This is a genomic window from Mycobacterium sp. ZZG (assembly GCF_054786995.1).
In genome coordinates this window covers 93,356-110,647 of record NZ_JBTBFV010000006.1, presented here as the reverse complement: position 1 = coordinate 110,647, position 17,292 = coordinate 93,356, and the positions used below count along the sequence as shown (strand labels likewise).

The window sequence follows — 17,292 nt, the reverse complement described above, 5'->3', positions numbered from 1 at the left end:
GCATGACCCACACCGAATCCGATCTCGACGCCGCGATCGAGGTCGACGGCGATCCGGACGATTCGACAGGCCAGATCGCCGAGGACCTGTCGGAGCCGACCACCATCCCGGTGCAGGCCTACATCTCCGAGGAATATGCGCGCGCCGAACGCGACAAGCTGTGGCGCAAGGTGTGGCAGCAGGTGGGCCGCGTCGAAGAGATCCCCGAAGTCGGAAGCTACCTGACCTACGACATCCTCGACGACTCGATCATCGTGGTTCGCACCGGTGAGACCGCCTTTGCCGCCCACCACAACGTCTGTATGCACCGCGGACGACGGCTCGTCGACACTCCGGACGGCGCGAAGAACGCGGTCGGCCGGGCCCGCAAGTCGTTCGTCTGCGGATTCCACGGCTGGACATACGGTTTGGACGGCACGTGCACGCACATTCGGGAACAGGACGACTGGAAGGGTGTGCTCACTCCGCGCAACACCCACCTGGCGCCGGTGCAGGTGGATACCTGGGGCGGCTGGCTGTTCATCAACATGGACCCCGACTGCGAGCCGCTGGCCGACTACCTGTTCCCGGCGTCGAAGATCCTCGAACCGTTCGGTCTGGAGAACATGCGCTACAAGTGGCGCAAATGGCTGTACTTCGACTGCAACTGGAAGGTCGCGATGGAGGCCTTCAACGAGACCTACCACGTGTTCACCACCCACCCGGAGTTCAACAGGTTCGGCGAATTCAAGGGCTGGGCCAAAGCCCAGGGCAAGCACAGCAACATCGGCTACGACGCACCTAAGGGCATGGACGAGACCAAGTCCAAGATCCGTCTCGGCACCGGTGATCCGCGCATCTCGACCGCCGAGATGCAGGTCTACACCATGGAAGAGACCAACGCGACCACCACGCAGACACTGGTCAACGCCGCCAAGCGGCTGGTCGACGAACTGCCCGAAGGCACCCCCGCCGACCAGGTGCTGCAACACTGGCTGGCCTCAGCGCGGCGCGACGACGAGGCCCGCGGCGTCATCTGGCCGACAATCCCGCCGGACATCCTCGGCCAGAGCGGCACGGCGTGGCAGGTTTTCCCGAACTTCCAGGTCGGGCAGGGCCTGACGAGCGCGCTGTGCTATTCGGCCCGCCCCGATCCGAGCTATGACCCGAACAAGTGCATTTTCGAGGTGGCGGTGTTCGAGCTGTACCCGAAAGGCGAAGAACCCGAGACGGAATGGGCGTACACGCCGAAGGACTCACCGAACTGGCTCTCGGTGTTGCCGCAGGACTTCTCCAACATGGCGGCGGTGCAGCAGGGCATGAAGTCGGCCGGTTTCCCCGGCACGTTACCCAACCCGTACCGCGAACGCAGCACCGTCAACCTGCACCACCAACTGTCCAAGTACATGGGAACGGGCGAACCCCGCGAGATCTAGCGATACCGGCGTCAGAAGGAGGAACTGTGCAGACCTGCGGGCCGACCGCCACACCGACCGACATCGACATCCCGGCACTGAGGGAGAAGTACGCTCAGGAGCGGGCCAAGCGGCTGCGCCCCGAGGGCGCCTCGCAATACCTGGAACTCGAAGGCGATCTCGCCGAGTTCTACGAGGTGGACCCCTACACGACGGTGGTCGAGCGTGACCCGGTCGCCGAGGACGTCGAGGTCGTGATCCTCGGCGGCGGGTTCGCCGGGTTGCTCGCCGGGGCGTACCTGCGAAAAGCCGGGGTGACCGGAATCCGCGTTGTCGAGATGGCCGGTGACTTCGGCGGCGTGTGGTACTGGAACCGCTTCCCCGGCATCCAGTGCGACAACGACGCGTACTGCTACATCCCGCTGCTCGAGGAACTCGGCTTCATGCCGAGCAAGAAGTTCGCCGACGGGGCCGAGATCTTCGGCCACTGCCGCAACATCGGAAAGCACTTCGGACTCTACGACGGGGCGCTGTTCTCCACCCAGGTGCGCGAACTGGTGTGGGACGACGAACTGCAGCGCTGGCGGATCAGCACCGACCGCGGCGACGACATCCGGGCCCGGTTCGTGGTCATGGCGCAGGGCTCCTACAACCGCCCGAAGCTGCCCGGCATCCCCGGCATCAAGGACTACCGGAACGCCGGCGGGCACGTGTTCCACTCCGCCCGCTGGGATTACGACTACACCGGCGGTGACGCCGACGGCGGCCTGCACAAGCTGGCCGACAAGCGCGTCGCACTGGTCGGCACCGGCGCGACCGGAGTCCAGCTGGTACCCCATCTCGGCCGGGATGCCGAGCGGCTGTTCGTTTTTCAGCGGACACCGTCGTCGGTGGACGAGCGGGTCAACACCCCTACCGATCCGGCGTGGGCGGCCTCGCTGCAGCCAGGCTGGCAGGAGGAGCGCAAACGGAACTTCCACAACTGGTCGCCGTTCGTCGGGGTCGTGTTCGGCGAGCCCGACCTGGTGTGCGACTTCTGGACCGAACTCGGCCGCAATCTGACCGCGCGCATCGCGAGCAGCCCCGACCCCACCGCGGTGACGATCGAACAGATCATGGCGTTCCGCGAGGAGGAGGACTACAAGATCATGGAGCGGCTGCGGCGCCGCGTCGCAGCCCTCGTCGAGGACCCCGCCACGGCAGAAGCCCTCAAGCCGTACTACCGGTTCATGTGCAAGCGGCCGTGTTCGAGCGAGCAGTATCTGTCCACCTTCAACAGGCCCAACGTGACGTTGGTGGATGTGTCGGAATCCAAAGGCGTGGAGAGGCTGACCGAGAAGGGGATCGTCGCCAACGGTGTCGAGTACGAGGTCGACTGCGTCATCTTCGCCAGCGGCTTCGAGATCTCGACCGAGATCAGCCGCCGGTACGCGATCGACCGCATCGTGGGCCGGGACGGGCTCTCCCTCTTCGACCATTGGCACGACAGCTACAAGACGCTGCACGGGATGACGAGCCGCGGTTTCCCGAATCAGTTCTTCATGGGCTTCATCCAGGGCGGCGTATCGGCGAACACCACGGCGATGTTCGAGCAGCAGGCCGAACACATCGCCTACATCATCGCCGAGGCGCAGGGCCGTGGCGCGACGACCGTCGAGCCCTCCCAGGGCGGCCAGGACACCTGGGTGGCGACCGTCCGGGAGCTGGCCATCGACAACTCGGCATTCGAATTATCCTGCACGCCAGGCTATTACAACAACGAGGGCCGCGGCGGCGCGGAGAACAACGGCTCGTTCCTCGGCGACTTCTACTCGCCGGGTTTCTATGCGTTCGGCGACCTGATCGCCGATTGGCGGGCGACGGGCGCCCTCGAAGGTCTCGAGCTCCGTGGCTGACCTGCGGTTCGACGGCCGTGTCGCCGTGGTCACCGGTGCCGGCCGCGGGCTGGGGCGCGCGTATGCGCTGATGCTGGCGACCCACGGCGCCAAGGTGGTGGTCAACGATCCCGGCGGTGCCCTCGACGGTGAGGGCACCGACACCGGTCCGGCCCAGGCCGTCGTGGACGAGATCGCCTCCGCCGGGGGCGAAGCCGTCGCCAGCACCGGCAGTGTCGCCACCCCGGACGGGGGACAGGCCATCATCGCTACGGCGCAGGAGCGCTTCGGCGGCGTCGACATCCTGGTTCACAACGCCGGCATCGTGCGTCGTGCACCGCTGGCGGAGATGACCTACGAAGACTTCGAAGCCGTGCTCGACGTGCACCTGCGCGGCGCCTTTCACGTGGTGCGTCCCGCGTTCCCGGCGATGTGCGACGCCGGCTACGGCCGCATCGTGCTGACGTCGTCGATCGGCGGGCTCTACGGCAACCACGAGGTCGCGAACTATGCCGTGGCCAAGGCGGGCGTGATCGGGCTGTCCAACGTCGCAGCGATGGAGGGAGCGGCCCACAACGTGACCAGCAATGTCATCGTGCCCGCCGCGGTGACCCGGATGGCCGCCGGCATCGACACCTCGGCGTACCCCCCGATGGGGCCGGAACTCGTCGCGCCCGTCGTCGGCTACCTGGCCCACGAAAGCTGTTCGGTCACCGGGGAGATGTTCATCGCGCTGGCCGGCCGCGTCGCCACCGCGGCCGTCACCGAATCCGTTGGCGTGTACCAGCCGTCGTGGACCATTGCCGACGTCGCCGAGAACCTCGACGCGATCCGGGACCGGTCGGCGCCGCTCACGTTCCCGGTGGTTCCGGACGGCCACGGCGACCACATCCGGTACAGCTTCGCGATGGCGAGCCAGAGCGGATCACGGCGATGAGCGCTTGCGCGAAGAGCGGATCACGGCGATGAGCGCTTGCGCGAAGAGCAGACTACAAAGGCCGCTATATGGCTGACAACGGACCGCTGGCGGGCATCCGCGTCGTCGATCTCACCGCGATGGTGATGGGTCCGTACTGCACCCAGATCATGGCCGACATGGGCGCCGACGTGATCAAGGTCGAACCGCCCGAGGGCGACAACACCCGCTTCATCTCGGTCGGTCCTGTCTCGGGCATGAGCGGGGTGTTCGTCAACGTCAACCGCGGCAAGCGCAGTGTGGTGCTGGATCTGCGCTCCGAGGAGGGCAAGGTCGCGATGCGGGCGCTGGTGGGACGCGCCGACGTGTTCATCCACTCGATGCGGTCGAAGGCGATCGCGAAACTGGGCCTCGGCTACGACGACGTCGCCGCGATCAACCCGTCGATCGTCTACACCAACTGCTACGGGTACGGGCGGCGCGGGCCGGAGCGGGACCGCCCCGCCTACGACGACACCATCCAGGCGGAGTGCGGAATCCCGGCTGTGCAGCGGCAACTCACCGGTGAGGCCGACTACGTCGGCACCATCATCGCCGACAAGGTGGCCGGCCTGACGGCCCTCTACGCGACCACGATGGCGCTGTTCCATCGGGAGCGGACCGGGGAGGGCCAGGAGGTCGAGGTCGCCATGTTCGAGACGATGGCCTCGTTCATGCTGGTCGAACATGCCAACGGCGCCATGTTCGACCCCCCGCTCGGGCCGGCCGTGTATCCGAGGACCGTCGCTCCGAACCGCCGTCCCTACCGCACCAAGGACGGCTACATCGCCGCGCTGATCTACAACGACAAGCACTGGAACGCATTCATCGACGCGGTGCAACCGGCCTGGTCCTCGCAGACCTACGCCACGCTGGAAGCCCGCGCTCACCAGATCGATGCGGTGTACGGGCTCGTCGCCGAGACGCTGGCCGAGCGGACCACCGCCGAATGGCTGGACCTGTTCCGGGAACTGGAGATTCCCGCAGCGCCGCTGAACACCCCCGACGCGTTGTTCGACGACCCGCACCTGAACGCGGTGGGCCTGTTCGAGACCGTGCACACCCCGCACGGCCCGGTCAGGTTCCCCGGCGTGCCGACCTGGTTCTCCCGCACGCCGGGCCGGGTGCGAGGGCCGGCCCCGGAACTCGGCGCGGACACCACGGCGGTGCTCGACGAACTCGGCCTCGGCGCGGAATAGGAGCAACCGATGGACTTCGACATGGGCAAGCGCGCCGCGGACCTGCGCCGCGAGCTCCGCGATCTGGTGAACGAGCATGTGCCCGAGCACTTCCTCGGTGCGTTCACCGATGACCCGGCCGACCTGGAGACCGCGCAGGCGTTCTGCCGCACTCTGGCCGAACGCAACCTGTTGTGCCTGGCCTGGCCCGAGCAGTTCGGCGGCAGTGGCGCGTCGGTGTGGGAGCAGACGGTGGTGCGCGAGGAGATGTGGGCCCACCACGAACCGCGCGGCGCGCAGTACATGGGGGTCAACTGGGTCGGCCCGATCATCATGCGCCACGGCACCGAAGAACAGCAGCGTCAACACCTCCCGCCCATCGCCGCGGGTGAGGTGATCTGGTGCCAGGGCTTCTCCGAGCCCGAGGCGGGTTCGGATCTGGCGTCGCTGCGCACCTACGCTCGCCCGGCCGAGGACGGCGACGGATGGCTGGTCAGCGGTCAGAAGATCTGGACGTCGTACGCGACGATGGCGCAGTGGTGTTTCCTGCTCGCGCGCACCTCGAAGGTGGGGGAGGGCACCACCCGGAAGAAGCAGCAGGGTCTGACGATCTTCCTTGTGCCGATGGACGATCCGGCGATCACGGTGCGCCCGATCCGCACCATGCTGGGCCCGCACCACCTGAACGAGGTGTTCTTCGACGACCTGAGGGTCACCGAGGCTGACGTGCTCGGCACCGTCGGCGCGGGCTGGTCGATCGTGCAGGACGTGATGGCGTTCGAACGCGTCGGCATTGCGAGATACGCCCGCTGCGAACGGCTTTTGGCGGCAGCACCGGCGGTGCTGGGGGACCGGTGGGAGTCGCTGCCCGCCGAGCTGCGGGGCCGCTGGATCCGGATGCTGACCCACTGTCGCCGCGCCCGGCTGCTCGCCTACCGGGTGGTCGCGCTGCAGAGCAGCGGTCGCATCACCCCCGGCGACGCGTCGGCCTACCGCATCGCGGTCACCACACTGGACCAGGACAGCGCGGAGGTGTTGATGGACATCGCGGCGCAGGTGTGCCATGACGACCACCGCGCGGCGTGGTTCCTCGGTGAGGTCGACGACCACTGGCGCTACTCGCAGGCGTCCACTGTGTCGTCGGGGAGCATTGAGATGCAACGCATTCTGCTGTCCCGCGCAATGCTCTCAGCAGGAGATGGGAAATGATCCTGGATCTCAGCGACGACGCGCTGGAATACGGCAGGCAGGCCCTGCACGCTTTCGAGAACGCCGGCGGAGACCGGCTGGTCGAACAGGCCGAGGCCGCGCCCGACACCCGTGCAGCACTGGTCGGTCCCGTCCTGGACGGCCTCGGCGCGTGGGATCTGGACCCGCGCACCGACGCCGACGGTCTGGAAGCCGCTGCCGCCCTGTGCCGCAGTGCCGGTTACTGGGCGCTGCCGTACCCGCTCGCCGAGCGGTTGGCCGCACCCGCGGACCTTGATGTCGACGGCCTCGTCGTGGCCGGCGGCGCCCGCCCGGCCGCCGCGATCGCCGGTCTGGATCTGCGTTGGGCCGCAGTCGATCTCGACGGCAACCGGTCGCTGATCGCCGGGCACCGCGGTACCGGGCCGGCGTTCGTCACGGAGCTGGAGCTCTCTCCCGTCGACAATGCCGGCGCCGCGGACGTCGCTCTGGCACTGGTGCTGCCGTGCTGGAGCCTGCTGGGCATGCTCGACCGCGCGGTGGCGCTGACCGTCGCGCACGTGAGCCTGCGTCAACAGTTCGGCCAGACACTGGCCTCGTTTCAGGGGGTGCAGTTCCAGCTCACCGACGCCGAAGTCGAGCGCAGTGGGGTGGACATCCTGGCCAAGCACGCGGTGTGGAGCATCGCCACCGACCAGTCGCAGGCCGTCGACGACGCGCTCGCACTGCGGATGGCCGCCATCGAAGCCGCCGAGGTGGTGTTCCGGGTGTGCCACCAGTTGCACGGCGCGGCCGGCTTCTGCGACGAGACGACCCTGTCATGGCTGTCGCGCCACAGCCAACCGCTGCGCCGGCTGCCGTTCGGACTGTCCGCCACGCGAGACCACCTCACCCGGCGTGCCGGCCGCCGCGGCCTGACGGGACTGTTCGCATGACCGTGCTCGACGAGTTCCGCGCCGAGGTCCGGGCCTGGTGCCGCGACCACATCCCGGCCGACTGGCGGGCCACCCAGACCGGGGTGAGCGACGACGAGTTCGTCCGCTTCCAGAAGGCGTGGTTCGCCGAACTGCACAGCGCCGGATACGCCGTGCCGCACTGGCCGGCCGAATGGGGTGGTGGCCTCTCGGTCGACCGGCAGGTGGTGCTGTACCAGGAGCTGGCCGCCCATGATGCGCCCCGGCTCGTGTTGGCGTTCGTCGGGATCCACCACGCCGCGTCCACCCTGCTGGTCGCGGGCACCGACGAGCAGCGCCGGCGGCACCTGCCGGCAATTCTCGACGGCGAGATCTGGGTGCAGGGCTTCTCCGAACCCGAGGCGGGTTCGGATCTGGCCGCGCTGCGCACCACCGCCCGCCGGTGCGGCGCCGACGGCGAGGACTATTACGTGGTCAGCGGACAGAAACTGTGGGCCAGCGGCGGGATGCATGCGGACTGGTGCCTGTTGCTGGCCCGCACCGACCCGGATGCGCCGAAGCGCCCCGGTGCTCGAAAGAGCGCGGGCATTTCGTACTTTCTGCTGGACATGACCACCCCGGGCGTGCAGGTGCGCCCGATCCGCAACGCCATCGGTGACTCGCACTTCTGCGAGATCTTCCTCGACGAGGTGAAGATTCCGGCCGCCAACCTGATCGGCGCGGAGAACAACGGCTGGCAGGTGGCGCAGGCGACGCTGGGCGCCGAGCGGGGGATGACCATGCTCGAACTCGCGGAGCGGCTCGGCACGGCCGGATTCCGCCGGCTGGTGGAGTCCGCGCCGCTGGACGACCCGATCGTCGCCGACCGATTGGCCGGGTTCGAGACCGAGATCACCGGACTGCGTGGGCTGTGCCGGCAGATCGTCGAACACGGCGCGGCCGGACCGGCGGACGCGTCGGTCGTCAAGCTGTATTACAGCGAACTGTTGCAGCGGCTGACCGATTTCGGCGCCGAGATCGGCGGCCTGGAGGCTCACACCGAGCTGGCCAAGCCGATGTCGAGCGGATGGGAATCAGGTTCCTGGGTACTGGATTTCGTGGGCTCCTGGGAGTGGACGATCCCCGGCGGTGCCAGCGAGATCCAGCGCACCATCATCGCCGAACGCGGGCTGGGCCTGCCGCGGGAACCGAGCGTCGGATGACGGACTTCTCCGAGTTCCACGACGAGCTGCGTTCGGTCGCCGGCGGTGTGCTCGCCAAGGACCGTGCCGTGGACTGGCCGGTGCTGGTGGACGCGGGCTGGCCCGGCCTGGAAGTCCCGGACAGCCTCGGCGGATCCGGGGCGACGTTCGTCGAGACGGCGGTGATCCTCGACCAGATCGGGCGTGCCGCCGGAGCGAACGCCTTCCTGGGCAGCGCAGTTCTGGCTGTCGGAGTGTTGAACAAACTGTCGCCCAGCGGTATTCGCGACGAGCTGCTCGGCGCCGTCGCATCCGGGCCCGGGCGGCTGGCCGTCGTGACGGAGGGATTCGCCGTCGACGGCGGCCGGCTGACCGGACACGCCGGCTTCGTCCCCGACGCTGTCGGCGCCGACCGGATTCTGGTCCTCGTCGGCGGCGCCGTGGCGGTGGTGGACCCGGCACAGGTGACCGTGGTTTCCCAACCGGTGGTCGACAGCACCCGGCAATTGGCAACCGTCAGCGCCTACGCGGCCGAGGTCACCGAACTGCTCCCGCTGACCGGCGCTCCGGAGACCGTGCGGCATCGCGCCGAGGTGGCGCTCGCCTGCGACAGCCTGGGTCTGGCCGAGCAGATGCTCACGGCCACTGTCGAATACGTGAAGGTGCGGCACCAGTTCGGGCGCCCCATCGGATCCTTCCAGGCCGTCAAGCACGCCTGCGCCGACATGCTGGTCGCCATCGAGGTATCGCGTCGGCTCGTCTGTGACGCGGTCCGGGTCGTCGCCGACGGCGGCGATGCCGCAGTGGCCGCCGCGATGGCGAAATCCTACGCCTGCTCGGCCGCCGTCGACGTGGCCGGCAAGGCCATGCAGCTGCACGGCGGCATCGGCTACACGTGGGAGAGCGGCATCCACGTCTATCTCAAACGCGCCACGCTGAACCGCTCGTTGTTCGGTTCGGCTGCAGCACAACGGAAACGACTCTCGCAAAGATATTCGAAAGGGATTTGACCATGGGTGTACCCGTGTATAAGCGCATTCTCGACCTGTTCGAGGCCGAGGGCGTCAACACGCTGTTCGGCATCCCCGACCCCAACTTCGTGCACATGTTCACCGAGGCCGACGCTCGAGGATGGTCGGTCGTCGCGCCGCACCACGAGCTCAGCGCGGGCTTCATGGCCGAGGCCGCCTCCCGGATGACCGGCAAGCCCGGTCTGTGCATCGGCACTCTCGGACCGGGCGTGGCCAACATCGCCGGCGCGATGATGTGCGCGCTGGTGGAGAACTCGCCGGTGATCTTCCTCGGCGGCCAGCGCGCCCGCATCACCGAGCGCCGGGTGCGTCGCGGGCGGATCCAGTTCGTCCAGCAGGAGGGGCTTTTCGCGCCGTCGGTGAAGTACAGCAGCTCGATCGAGTACGCCGACCAGACCGACGAGATTGTGCACGAGGCGATTCGGCGCGCGATGTCGGGCACTCCCGGCCCCGCCTACATCGAGTTCCCCTCGCACGTCATCCTCGAAGAGCTCAACGTGGGGGAGGCGCCGCCGCCGTCGACGTACCGGCTGGTGAACCAGGGCGCCGGCGCACCCGAGGTGGCCCGGGCGGTCGAGTTGATCCGCCAGGCCGAGAGTCCGATCCTGTTGGTGGGACATGGCGTTCACACGTCTCGGACCCAGCAGCAGGTCAAGGAGCTGGCCGAGCTGATGGCCTGTCCGGTGATCCAGACCTCGGGCGGCACCTCGTTCATCCCGGGGTTGCAGGACCGTACCTTCCCGTACCTGTTCTCCCCGGCCGCCAATCAGGCCGTCGAGCAGTCGGACCTGTGCGTGGCGTTGGGCACCGAACTGGGTGAGCCCATGCACTACGGCCGGACCCAGCACTGGGCCGGCAACGACGCGCACCGCAAGTGGGTGTACGTCGAGCAGGATCCGACCGCGATCGGCGTGAACCGATCCTTCGACGTGCCGCTGGTCGGCGATCTGCGCGGGGTGGTGCCGCAGCTGGTCGAGGCGCTGCGCGACACCCCGCGCAGCGCCTCGGCGAATCTGGATGCCCTGGTCAAGGCCGATGCCGACGAGCTGGCCCGGGTGGCCGACGAAGCCCCGAGCGGCCGCACCCCGGTGCATCCGGCCCGCTTCGTCGTCGAGGCGACCAAAGCCTTCGACGAGTACGCCGAGGACGGAATCATGGTCCGCGACGGCGGCGCCACGGTGATCTTCCAGTGGACCTACTCGCAGACCAAACCGCGCGACGTGATCTGGAACCAGAACTTCGGCCACCTCGGCACCGGGCTGCCGTACGCCGTCGGCGCGTCGGTCGCCGAAGGTCGCAACCGCCCGGTCATGCTGCTCACCAGCGATTCGGCGTTCCTGTTCCACATCGCGGAGCTGGAGACCGCGGCGCGGGAGAACCTGCCGCTGGTCTGCGTGGTCGGCGTGGACCACCAGTGGGGCCTCGAAGTGGGGGTCTACAAGCGGACTTTCGAGCAGCCGTCGCCGCAGCCCGGTGTGCACTGGAGCAAGGACGTCCGGATGGACAAGATCGCCGAGGGCTTCGGCTGCCACGGCGAGTATGTCGAGAAGGACGACGAGATCGGTCCGGCCATCCAGCGGGCCTACGCCAGCGGCAAGACCGCGGTCGTGCACGTCTGCATCGACCCGAAGGCCAATTCCGAGGAGATGCCGAAGTACGACCGGTTCCGCACCTGGTATGCAGAAGGCACCCAGTAGGCCTAGGGATCGGCGAACCTTTGAGTAAGGATGGCACCATGCGTGAATATCTGAAGCACTACATCGACGGCCAGTGGGTCGACCCGGTCCGGCCCAACGCGCTGGAGGTGGACAACCCGACCACCGAGGAGATCTCCGGCACGATCGCACTGGGGTCGTCGGCCGACGTCGACCTCGCGGTCACCGCGGCGCGACGCGCGTTCGGCACCTGGTCGCAGACCACCCGCGAAGAGCGCCTCGACCTGCTCGGCGCGATCATGGCCGAATATCAGAAGCGGGCCGGCGATCTGGCTGAGGCCGTCACCGAGGAGATGGGCGCACCGGCGGGGCTGGCATCAGGCCCGCAGGTCAACCTCGGGGTGGGGCACCTGGCGACCGCGATCGATGCGCTGAAGAACTTCGAGTTCGAGGAGCAGCACGGCAGCACGCTGGTGGTCAAGGAACCGATCGGGGTGTGCGGGCTGATCACGCCGTGGAACTGGCCGATCAACCAGATCGCCTGCAAGGTGTTCCCGGCGCTGGCGACCGGCAACACGATGGTGCTCAAGCCGTCGGAGGTCGCGCCGTATTCGGCGCAGATCTTCACCGAAATCCTGGACGCCGCAGGGGTTCCCGCCGGGGTGTACAACCTCGTCTACGGTGACGGGCCCGGTGTCGGGGCCGCGATCTCCAGCCATCCCGACATCGACATGGTCTCGTTCACCGGCTCGACGCGCGCCGGCGTCGAGGTGGCGCGCAACGCGGCCCCGACCGTCAAGCGGGTCACCCAGGAGCTCGGCGGCAAGAGCCCGAACATCGTGCTTGACGACGAGGACTTCGCCAAGAGCGTGGCCGCGGGCACGTCGGTGATGATGGTGAACAGCGGGCAGAGCTGTAATGCGCCGTCGCGGATGCTGGTGCCGAATTCGCGGATGGACGAGGCGATCGCGGTGGCCCGCGAGACCGCGTCCGCGGTCAAGGTCGGCGATCGGTCCGACAAGTCCGCGATCGGGCCGGTCGCGTCGAAGGCGCAGTTCGACAAGATCCAGGGCCTGATCCAGAAGGGCATCGACGAGGGCGCCACGCTCGTCGTCGGCGGCACCGGCCGGCCCGACGGCCTCGACAAGGGCTACTACGTCAAGCCGACGGTGTTCGCCAATGTCACCAACGACATGACGATCGCCCGTGAGGAGATCTTCGGCCCGGTGCTATGCATCCTCGGCTACGACGACATCGACCAGGCTGTCGAGATCGGCAACGACACCGAATACGGTCTGGCCGGCTACGTCTCGGGCGCCGACCTGGAGAAGGCGCGCGCGGTGGCGCGCCGCATCCGGGCCGGGTCGGTGGCGATCAACCACGGCTTCGACATGGCCGCGCCGTTCGGCGGTTACAAGCGCAGCGGCAACGGCCGGGAGTGGGGCCCGTTCGCATTCGACGAGTTCCTCGAGGTCAAGGCCGCGCTGGGCTACGCCCCCTCGTAAACCCCCCGAGATCACGGCGCGCCGGGGTACGCCTGCCGCCAAACCCTGGCGTGCTCGGGCGAGCGTAGGTGTTTCTGACGGATATCGGCGGCGGAAATCGCTCAGAAACCGTACGCTCGGCGCAGTGTCGAGTGAAAAGTACGAGTACGGAATCGATTTCGACGCGGTCGCGGCGATCGACATCCACACCCACGTCGAGGTCGACAGCCACGGCCACCGCGCCTATGACGACGTTCTGGTCGAGGCGACCGGCAGGTACTTCAAGATGCCCTTCGCCTTGGAAGGCGTCGCGGCCGGCGTGGACGCCGTCGCCGAGCAGTACCGACAGCACAACACCGCCGCGGTGGTGTTCACCATCGACGCCCGCCACGGCATGCGGCACGCGCCGAACTCGATCGAGGACCTGGTGGCCGGCGCCGCCCGCAACAACGACGTGTTGATCCCGTTCGGCTCCGTCGATCCGTGGCAGGGCCGTCACGCCGTGCACCGTGTCCACGACCTGGTGCGCAATCACGGCGTCAAGGGCTTCAAATTCCATCCGAGCATGCAGGCGTTCGAGCCCAATGACCGCGCCCACTACCCGATCTACCATGCGATCGCCGAGGCCGGTGTGCCCGCGTTGTTCCACACCGGGCAGACCGGTATGGGCGCCGGGCTGCCGGGTGGCCACGGCATCAAGTTGCGCTACAGCGATCCCATGCTCCTCGACGACGTCGCCGCCGACTTTTCGGAGCTGACGATCGTGATGGCCCACCCGGCCGTGCCGTGGGTGGATGCGCAGATCTCGATCGCCACGCACAAGGCCAACGTCTACATCGATCTGTCGGGGTGGTCGCCGAAGTACTTTCCGCCCCAACTGGTCCAAGCGATGGGACGCCAATTGCGTACCAAGGTGCTGTTCGGCACCGACTACCCGTACATCCAGCTCGAACGCTGGCGCCGCGACTTCGACACTCTCGACATCGACCCGGCGGTGGTGCCGCTGATCTACAAGCAGAACGCGTTGCGGGTGCTGGGGCTCGCCTCCTAGCGCCGGGGCGCGATGAGTTTCCGCCGGTCCGTCGGTCTGCATCGATGACACACCACCCTGGACCACTGAACAGGAGAGTTCGATGCCCCTCCGTACCTGCGTCCCGCTGGGCGCCCCCATCTGGATCGACCTGGCCACCTCCGACCTCGACCGCGCAAAGGACTTCTACGGCAGGGTTTTCGGCTGGACCTTCGACACCGCCGGCCCGGAGTACGGCGGCTACGTCACCGCACTCCTGGACGGTCGACCGGTGGCGGGCTTGATGGTCAACGACCCGCAGTGGGACGCCCCCGACGCCTGGACCACCTACCTGCACACCGCCGACATCCAGACCACTGTCGACAAGGCCACCGCGGCCGGTGGCACCTCGTGCGTGGCGCCGATGGAGGTTCCCGGCAAGGGCTGGATGGGGATGATCACCGACCCGGCCGGCGCATTCTTCGGGCTCTGGCAGCCGACCGGCCACCACGGCTACGAACTCGTCGACCAGCCCGGCGGACCGGTCTACCACCAGCTCACCGCCCGTGACTACCGGGAAGCTCTCGACTTCTACCGCACGGTTTTCGGCTGGGACATCGACACCGTGTCCGACTCCGATGAGTTCCGCTACAGCACAGCCCTGTTCGACGGTGCGGCGCTGCTCGGCGTGATGGACGGCTGCGGCATCCCGGGCGAGGCGCCGTCGAGCTGGTCCTTCTTCCTCGGCGCCGACGACGTCGACAAGACCGTGCAACTCATCGTGGACAACGGCGGGAGTGTCGTGCGGGCCGCCGAGGACACCCCGTACGGCAGGCTGGCCGCGGTGACGGATCCGACCGGCGCCGGGTTCAACCTGTCGTCGATCGAGAGCTGATCGTCACGACTTCTTCTTCAGAGCGTCGGGCTTGTGCACGGCGTCGTTGCCGCTCTTGTCGCTGCGCACCCGGTATTGGGGTTCGTCCGGCGATGCCCGCACCGTGCGCCCGGCAGCCTCGGTGTCGGAGGTGATCTTCTCCTCGACGGTGCCCTCGGCCGTGCTGCCGTGGCTCTGCCAGGTCACCTTGTCACCGGTGGTGAACTTCTGTTCTGCCATATGGTTGCGGATACCCGTAGCGGGACCCGCTACTCGTGGGGTACATGTCGAGTACACGCATTACCGGCGACAGTATCGGCAGCATGGGGGGACCATGGCTAAGTTCCCGGACGTGGTGGTGACCGGCATCGCCATGACGACGGCTCTGGGCACGGACGTGGAGTCGACGTGGCGGGCGCTACTGGACGGGCGCAGCGGTATCCGGTACCTGCCGGACTCGTTCGTCGACGAGTTCGACCTGCCGGTCCGCATCGGGGGGCACCTGCTGGAGACCTTCGACGAGGAGCTGACCCCCGAGGAGGTCGCGAACCACTCGTACATCCAGCGGATGGCCCTGGTGCTCGGCCGGCGGGTGTGGGAGAACGCCGGTTCGCCCGAGGTGGATCCGCGCCGGTTGGCCGTGTCGATCGGCACCGGGATGGGCGGCATCGAGATGATGATCTTCGCGTACGACGACCTGCGCCAACGCGGATATGGCGCCGTCGCACCGAACGCGGTGCAGCAATACGTGCCCAGCGCGCCGTCCACCGCGGTCGCGGTGGATCACCATGCCCGCGCCGGGATGGTGACCCCGGTGTCGGCATGCGCGTCGGGCTCCGAGGGGGTGGCCCAGGCGTGGCGGCAGATCATCTTCGGCGACGCCGACATCGCGATCTGCGGGGGAGTGGAGTCCCGCATCGAAGCGGTGCCGATCGCCGCGTTCGCCAAGATGCGCATCGTGATGTCGACCAACAACGATGACCCCCAGGGCGCCTGCCGGCCCTTCGACAAGGACCGCGACGGCTTCGTGTTCGGGGAGGGCGGCGCGCTGCTGGTGATCGAGACCGAGGAGCACGCGAGGGCTCGGGGTGCCCGGATCGTGGGCCGGTTGATGGGGGCCAGCGTCACCTCGGACGGTTACCACATGGTGGCCCCCGATCCCAACGGCGAGCGGGCGGGCCACGCGATGGCCCGGGCGATCGAGCTCGCCGGCCTGTCACCGATCGACATCGACCACGTCAACGCGCACGCGACCGGAACCACGGTGGGCGACGTCGCCGAAGCGGTGGCGATCAACAACGCACTGGGCAGCCACTCACCTGCGGTGTACGCGCCGAAGGGGGCGCTCGGGCATTCGGTGGGGGCGGTGGGTGCGGTCGAGTCGGTTCTGACGCTGTTGGCCCTGCGCGACGGCGTGGTGCCGGCGACGCGCAATCTGAAGAACCTGGACCCGGACATCCACCTCGATGTGGTGGCAGGCAGCCCGCGGCCCGGCAACTACCAGTACGCGATCAACAATTCGTTCGGGTTCGGCGGCCACAACGTGTCGCTGGTGTTCGGCCGCCCCTAGCGACGCCGAAACTGCAACGGAACAGGGCGTTTCTCGACCTTCTGCCGCCGGAATGCAGGTTGCGCCGGCAGCGGGGTCAGGCTTTGACGAGGGTGAACTGACCCAGTTCGCTGATGCCACGGTTGAAGAAGTCGCTGCATCCGGTCAGGTACTTCATGTACCGCTGGTAGACCTCTTCGGACGTGGCCGCGACGGACTCGTCGTGATGGGCCTCCAGCGCCTCGGCCCAGGTGTCGAGGGTGCGCACATAGTCCTTGTTCAGGTACTGCTTGTGCTCCAGCGTGAACCCGGCATCGGTGGACAGTTCGACGATGTTGTCTTCGCCGGGAACCGAGCCGCCGGGGAAGATCTCCTTGGCGATGAACCGCATGAACTTGAGGTCGGTCATCGTGATCGGAATGCCCAATTCGGGCCACTTCTTCAGCGGATGGCCGAGGATGGCCTGCAGCAGCATCCGGCCACCGCTGGGCAGCACGCTGCTGCACATCTTGAAGAACGGGGCGTAACGCTCCTGCGGGAACGCCTCGATGGCTTCGATGCTGACGATGCGGTCGACGGGTTCCTCGAACTGCTCCCAGCCGCGCAGCAGGATGCGCCGGGACCGCTGCGTGTCGAGGCCGTCGAGCAGTTCCTGGGCGAACTTGTGTTGGTTGCGGCTCAACGTCAGGCCGATGACGTTGACGTCGTACTTCTCCACCGCACGGCGGAGCACCGAGCCCCAACCGCAACCGATGTCGAGCAGCGTCATACCCGGCCGCAGATCCAGCTTGCCCAACGCGAGGTCGATCTTGGCCAGCTGCGCCTCGGCCAGCGTCATGTCGTCGCGTTCGTAATAGGCGCAACTGTAGGTCCGGGACGGATCCTGGAAGAGGCCGAAGAAGTCGTCGGAGAGGTCGTAGTGCGCCTGAACCTCGTCGAAGTGGGGCTCCATGTTCTTGCCCGCCTCGGGCGGGTTCACCGTGCTCTTGACCATCCCCGACCGACC

Annotated in this window: 15 protein-coding genes; 13 read left to right on the top strand and 2 right to left on the bottom strand. The window is 67.7% G+C overall.

Annotation, left to right across the window (positions count from 1 at the left end):
• Positions 1-2 precede the first annotated feature (2 nt).
• The 12 genes from ACXMYJ_RS06170 (at position 3) to ACXMYJ_RS06115 (ending at position 14,758) form a co-directional block, all read left to right on the top strand.
• Entirely contained in the window at positions 3-1,415 is a 1,413-nt protein-coding gene (locus ACXMYJ_RS06170; protein WP_460354729.1) for an aromatic ring-hydroxylating oxygenase subunit alpha, read from the top strand.
• 26 nt (positions 1,416-1,441) lie between these two features.
• A complete protein-coding gene (locus ACXMYJ_RS06165; protein WP_460354726.1) occupies positions 1,442-3,289 on the top strand; it encodes a flavin-containing monooxygenase in 1,848 nt (615 codons plus the stop codon).
• Entirely contained in the window at positions 3,282-4,205 is a 924-nt protein-coding gene (locus ACXMYJ_RS06160; RefSeq protein ID WP_460354723.1) for an SDR family NAD(P)-dependent oxidoreductase, read from the top strand. The genes ACXMYJ_RS06165 and ACXMYJ_RS06160 overlap by 8 nt, the downstream gene beginning before the upstream one ends.
• Positions 4,206-4,273: 68 nt before the next feature.
• The gene (locus ACXMYJ_RS06155; RefSeq protein ID WP_460354720.1) at positions 4,274-5,422 is read left to right on the top strand and encodes a CaiB/BaiF CoA transferase family protein; all 1,149 of its coding nucleotides are present in this window, start codon (positions 4,274-4,276) and stop codon (positions 5,420-5,422) included.
• A gap of 9 nt (positions 5,423-5,431) precedes the next feature.
• Positions 5,432-6,610, top strand: a complete 1,179-nt coding sequence (locus ACXMYJ_RS06150; protein WP_460354718.1) for an acyl-CoA dehydrogenase family protein — start codon at positions 5,432-5,434, stop codon at positions 6,608-6,610.
• Entirely contained in the window at positions 6,607-7,524 is a 918-nt protein-coding gene (locus ACXMYJ_RS06145) for an acyl-CoA dehydrogenase family protein (RefSeq protein WP_460354715.1), read from the top strand. Before ACXMYJ_RS06150 ends, ACXMYJ_RS06145 begins: the two co-directional genes overlap by 4 nt.
• The gene (locus ACXMYJ_RS06140) at positions 7,521-8,705 is read left to right on the top strand and encodes an acyl-CoA dehydrogenase family protein (RefSeq protein ID WP_460354712.1); all 1,185 of its coding nucleotides are present in this window, start codon (positions 7,521-7,523) and stop codon (positions 8,703-8,705) included. Before ACXMYJ_RS06145 ends, ACXMYJ_RS06140 begins: the two co-directional genes overlap by 4 nt.
• Positions 8,702-9,694 carry an acyl-CoA dehydrogenase family protein gene (locus tag ACXMYJ_RS06135; protein ID WP_460354710.1) on the top strand — a complete coding sequence of 331 codons (993 nt, stop codon included), beginning with the start codon at positions 8,702-8,704 and terminating at the stop codon, positions 9,692-9,694. Before ACXMYJ_RS06140 ends, ACXMYJ_RS06135 begins: the two co-directional genes overlap by 4 nt.
• 2 nt (positions 9,695-9,696) lie before the next feature.
• On the top strand, positions 9,697-11,412 hold the full coding sequence (locus ACXMYJ_RS06130) for a thiamine pyrophosphate-binding protein (RefSeq protein ID WP_460354707.1): 1,716 nt from the start codon (positions 9,697-9,699) through the stop codon (positions 11,410-11,412).
• A gap of 38 nt (positions 11,413-11,450) precedes the next feature.
• Positions 11,451-12,875 (top strand): aldehyde dehydrogenase family protein, encoded by a 1,425-nt coding sequence (locus tag ACXMYJ_RS06125; protein WP_460354705.1) that lies wholly within the window; start codon positions 11,451-11,453, stop codon positions 12,873-12,875.
• Positions 12,876-12,999: 124 nt separating this feature from the next.
• Positions 13,000-13,905: an amidohydrolase family protein gene (locus tag ACXMYJ_RS06120; RefSeq protein WP_460354702.1), complete on the top strand. Its 906-nt coding sequence runs from the start codon at positions 13,000-13,002 to the stop codon at positions 13,903-13,905.
• Between the two features lie 82 nt (positions 13,906-13,987).
• Complete coding sequence (locus ACXMYJ_RS06115; protein WP_460354699.1) at positions 13,988-14,758, top strand: VOC family protein; 771 nt, start codon at positions 13,988-13,990, stop codon at positions 14,756-14,758.
• 3 nt (positions 14,759-14,761) lie between these two features.
• Here ACXMYJ_RS06115 and ACXMYJ_RS06110 read toward each other — a convergent pair whose 3' ends face one another.
• Positions 14,762-14,977, bottom strand: coding sequence for a hypervirulence associated TUDOR domain-containing protein (locus ACXMYJ_RS06110; protein ID WP_460354697.1), 216 nt, complete (start codon positions 14,975-14,977; stop codon positions 14,762-14,764).
• Between the two features lie 94 nt (positions 14,978-15,071).
• Here ACXMYJ_RS06110 and ACXMYJ_RS06105 point away from each other — a divergent pair, with 94 nt between their 5' ends.
• Positions 15,072-16,307: a KasA/KasB family beta-ketoacyl-ACP synthase gene (locus ACXMYJ_RS06105; RefSeq protein WP_460354695.1), complete on the top strand. Its 1,236-nt coding sequence runs from the start codon at positions 15,072-15,074 to the stop codon at positions 16,305-16,307.
• Positions 16,308-16,383: 76 nt separating this feature from the next.
• Here the strand turns inward: ACXMYJ_RS06105 and ACXMYJ_RS06100 are convergent, their stop codons facing one another.
• Positions 16,384-17,280, bottom strand: a complete 897-nt coding sequence (locus ACXMYJ_RS06100; RefSeq protein WP_460354693.1) for a cyclopropane mycolic acid synthase family methyltransferase — start codon at positions 17,278-17,280, stop codon at positions 16,384-16,386.
• Between the last annotated feature and the right edge of the window lie 12 nt (positions 17,281-17,292).

Coding starts and splice junctions, on each gene's coding strand:
- ACXMYJ_RS06145 (WP_460354715.1), top strand. CDS start 6,607: ATGATCCTGGATCTCAGCGACGACGCGCTGGAATACGGCAGGCAGGCC.
- ACXMYJ_RS06155 (WP_460354720.1), top strand. CDS start 4,274: ATGGCTGACAACGGACCGCTGGCGGGCATCCGCGTCGTCGATCTCACC.
- ACXMYJ_RS06100 (WP_460354693.1), bottom strand. CDS start 17,280: ATGGTCAAGAGCACGGTGAACCCGCCCGAGGCGGGCAAGAACATGGAG.
- ACXMYJ_RS06125 (WP_460354705.1), top strand. CDS start 11,451: ATGCGTGAATATCTGAAGCACTACATCGACGGCCAGTGGGTCGACCCG.
- ACXMYJ_RS06135 (WP_460354710.1), top strand. CDS start 8,702: ATGACGGACTTCTCCGAGTTCCACGACGAGCTGCGTTCGGTCGCCGGC.
- ACXMYJ_RS06170 (WP_460354729.1), top strand. CDS start 3: ATGACCCACACCGAATCCGATCTCGACGCCGCGATCGAGGTCGACGGC.
- ACXMYJ_RS06140 (WP_460354712.1), top strand. CDS start 7,521: ATGACCGTGCTCGACGAGTTCCGCGCCGAGGTCCGGGCCTGGTGCCGC.
- ACXMYJ_RS06130 (WP_460354707.1), top strand. CDS start 9,697: ATGGGTGTACCCGTGTATAAGCGCATTCTCGACCTGTTCGAGGCCGAG.
- ACXMYJ_RS06150 (WP_460354718.1), top strand. CDS start 5,432: ATGGACTTCGACATGGGCAAGCGCGCCGCGGACCTGCGCCGCGAGCTC.
- ACXMYJ_RS06110 (WP_460354697.1), bottom strand. CDS start 14,977: ATGGCAGAACAGAAGTTCACCACCGGTGACAAGGTGACCTGGCAGAGC.
- ACXMYJ_RS06105 (WP_460354695.1), top strand. CDS start 15,072: ATGGCTAAGTTCCCGGACGTGGTGGTGACCGGCATCGCCATGACGACG.
- ACXMYJ_RS06115 (WP_460354699.1), top strand. CDS start 13,988: ATGCCCCTCCGTACCTGCGTCCCGCTGGGCGCCCCCATCTGGATCGAC.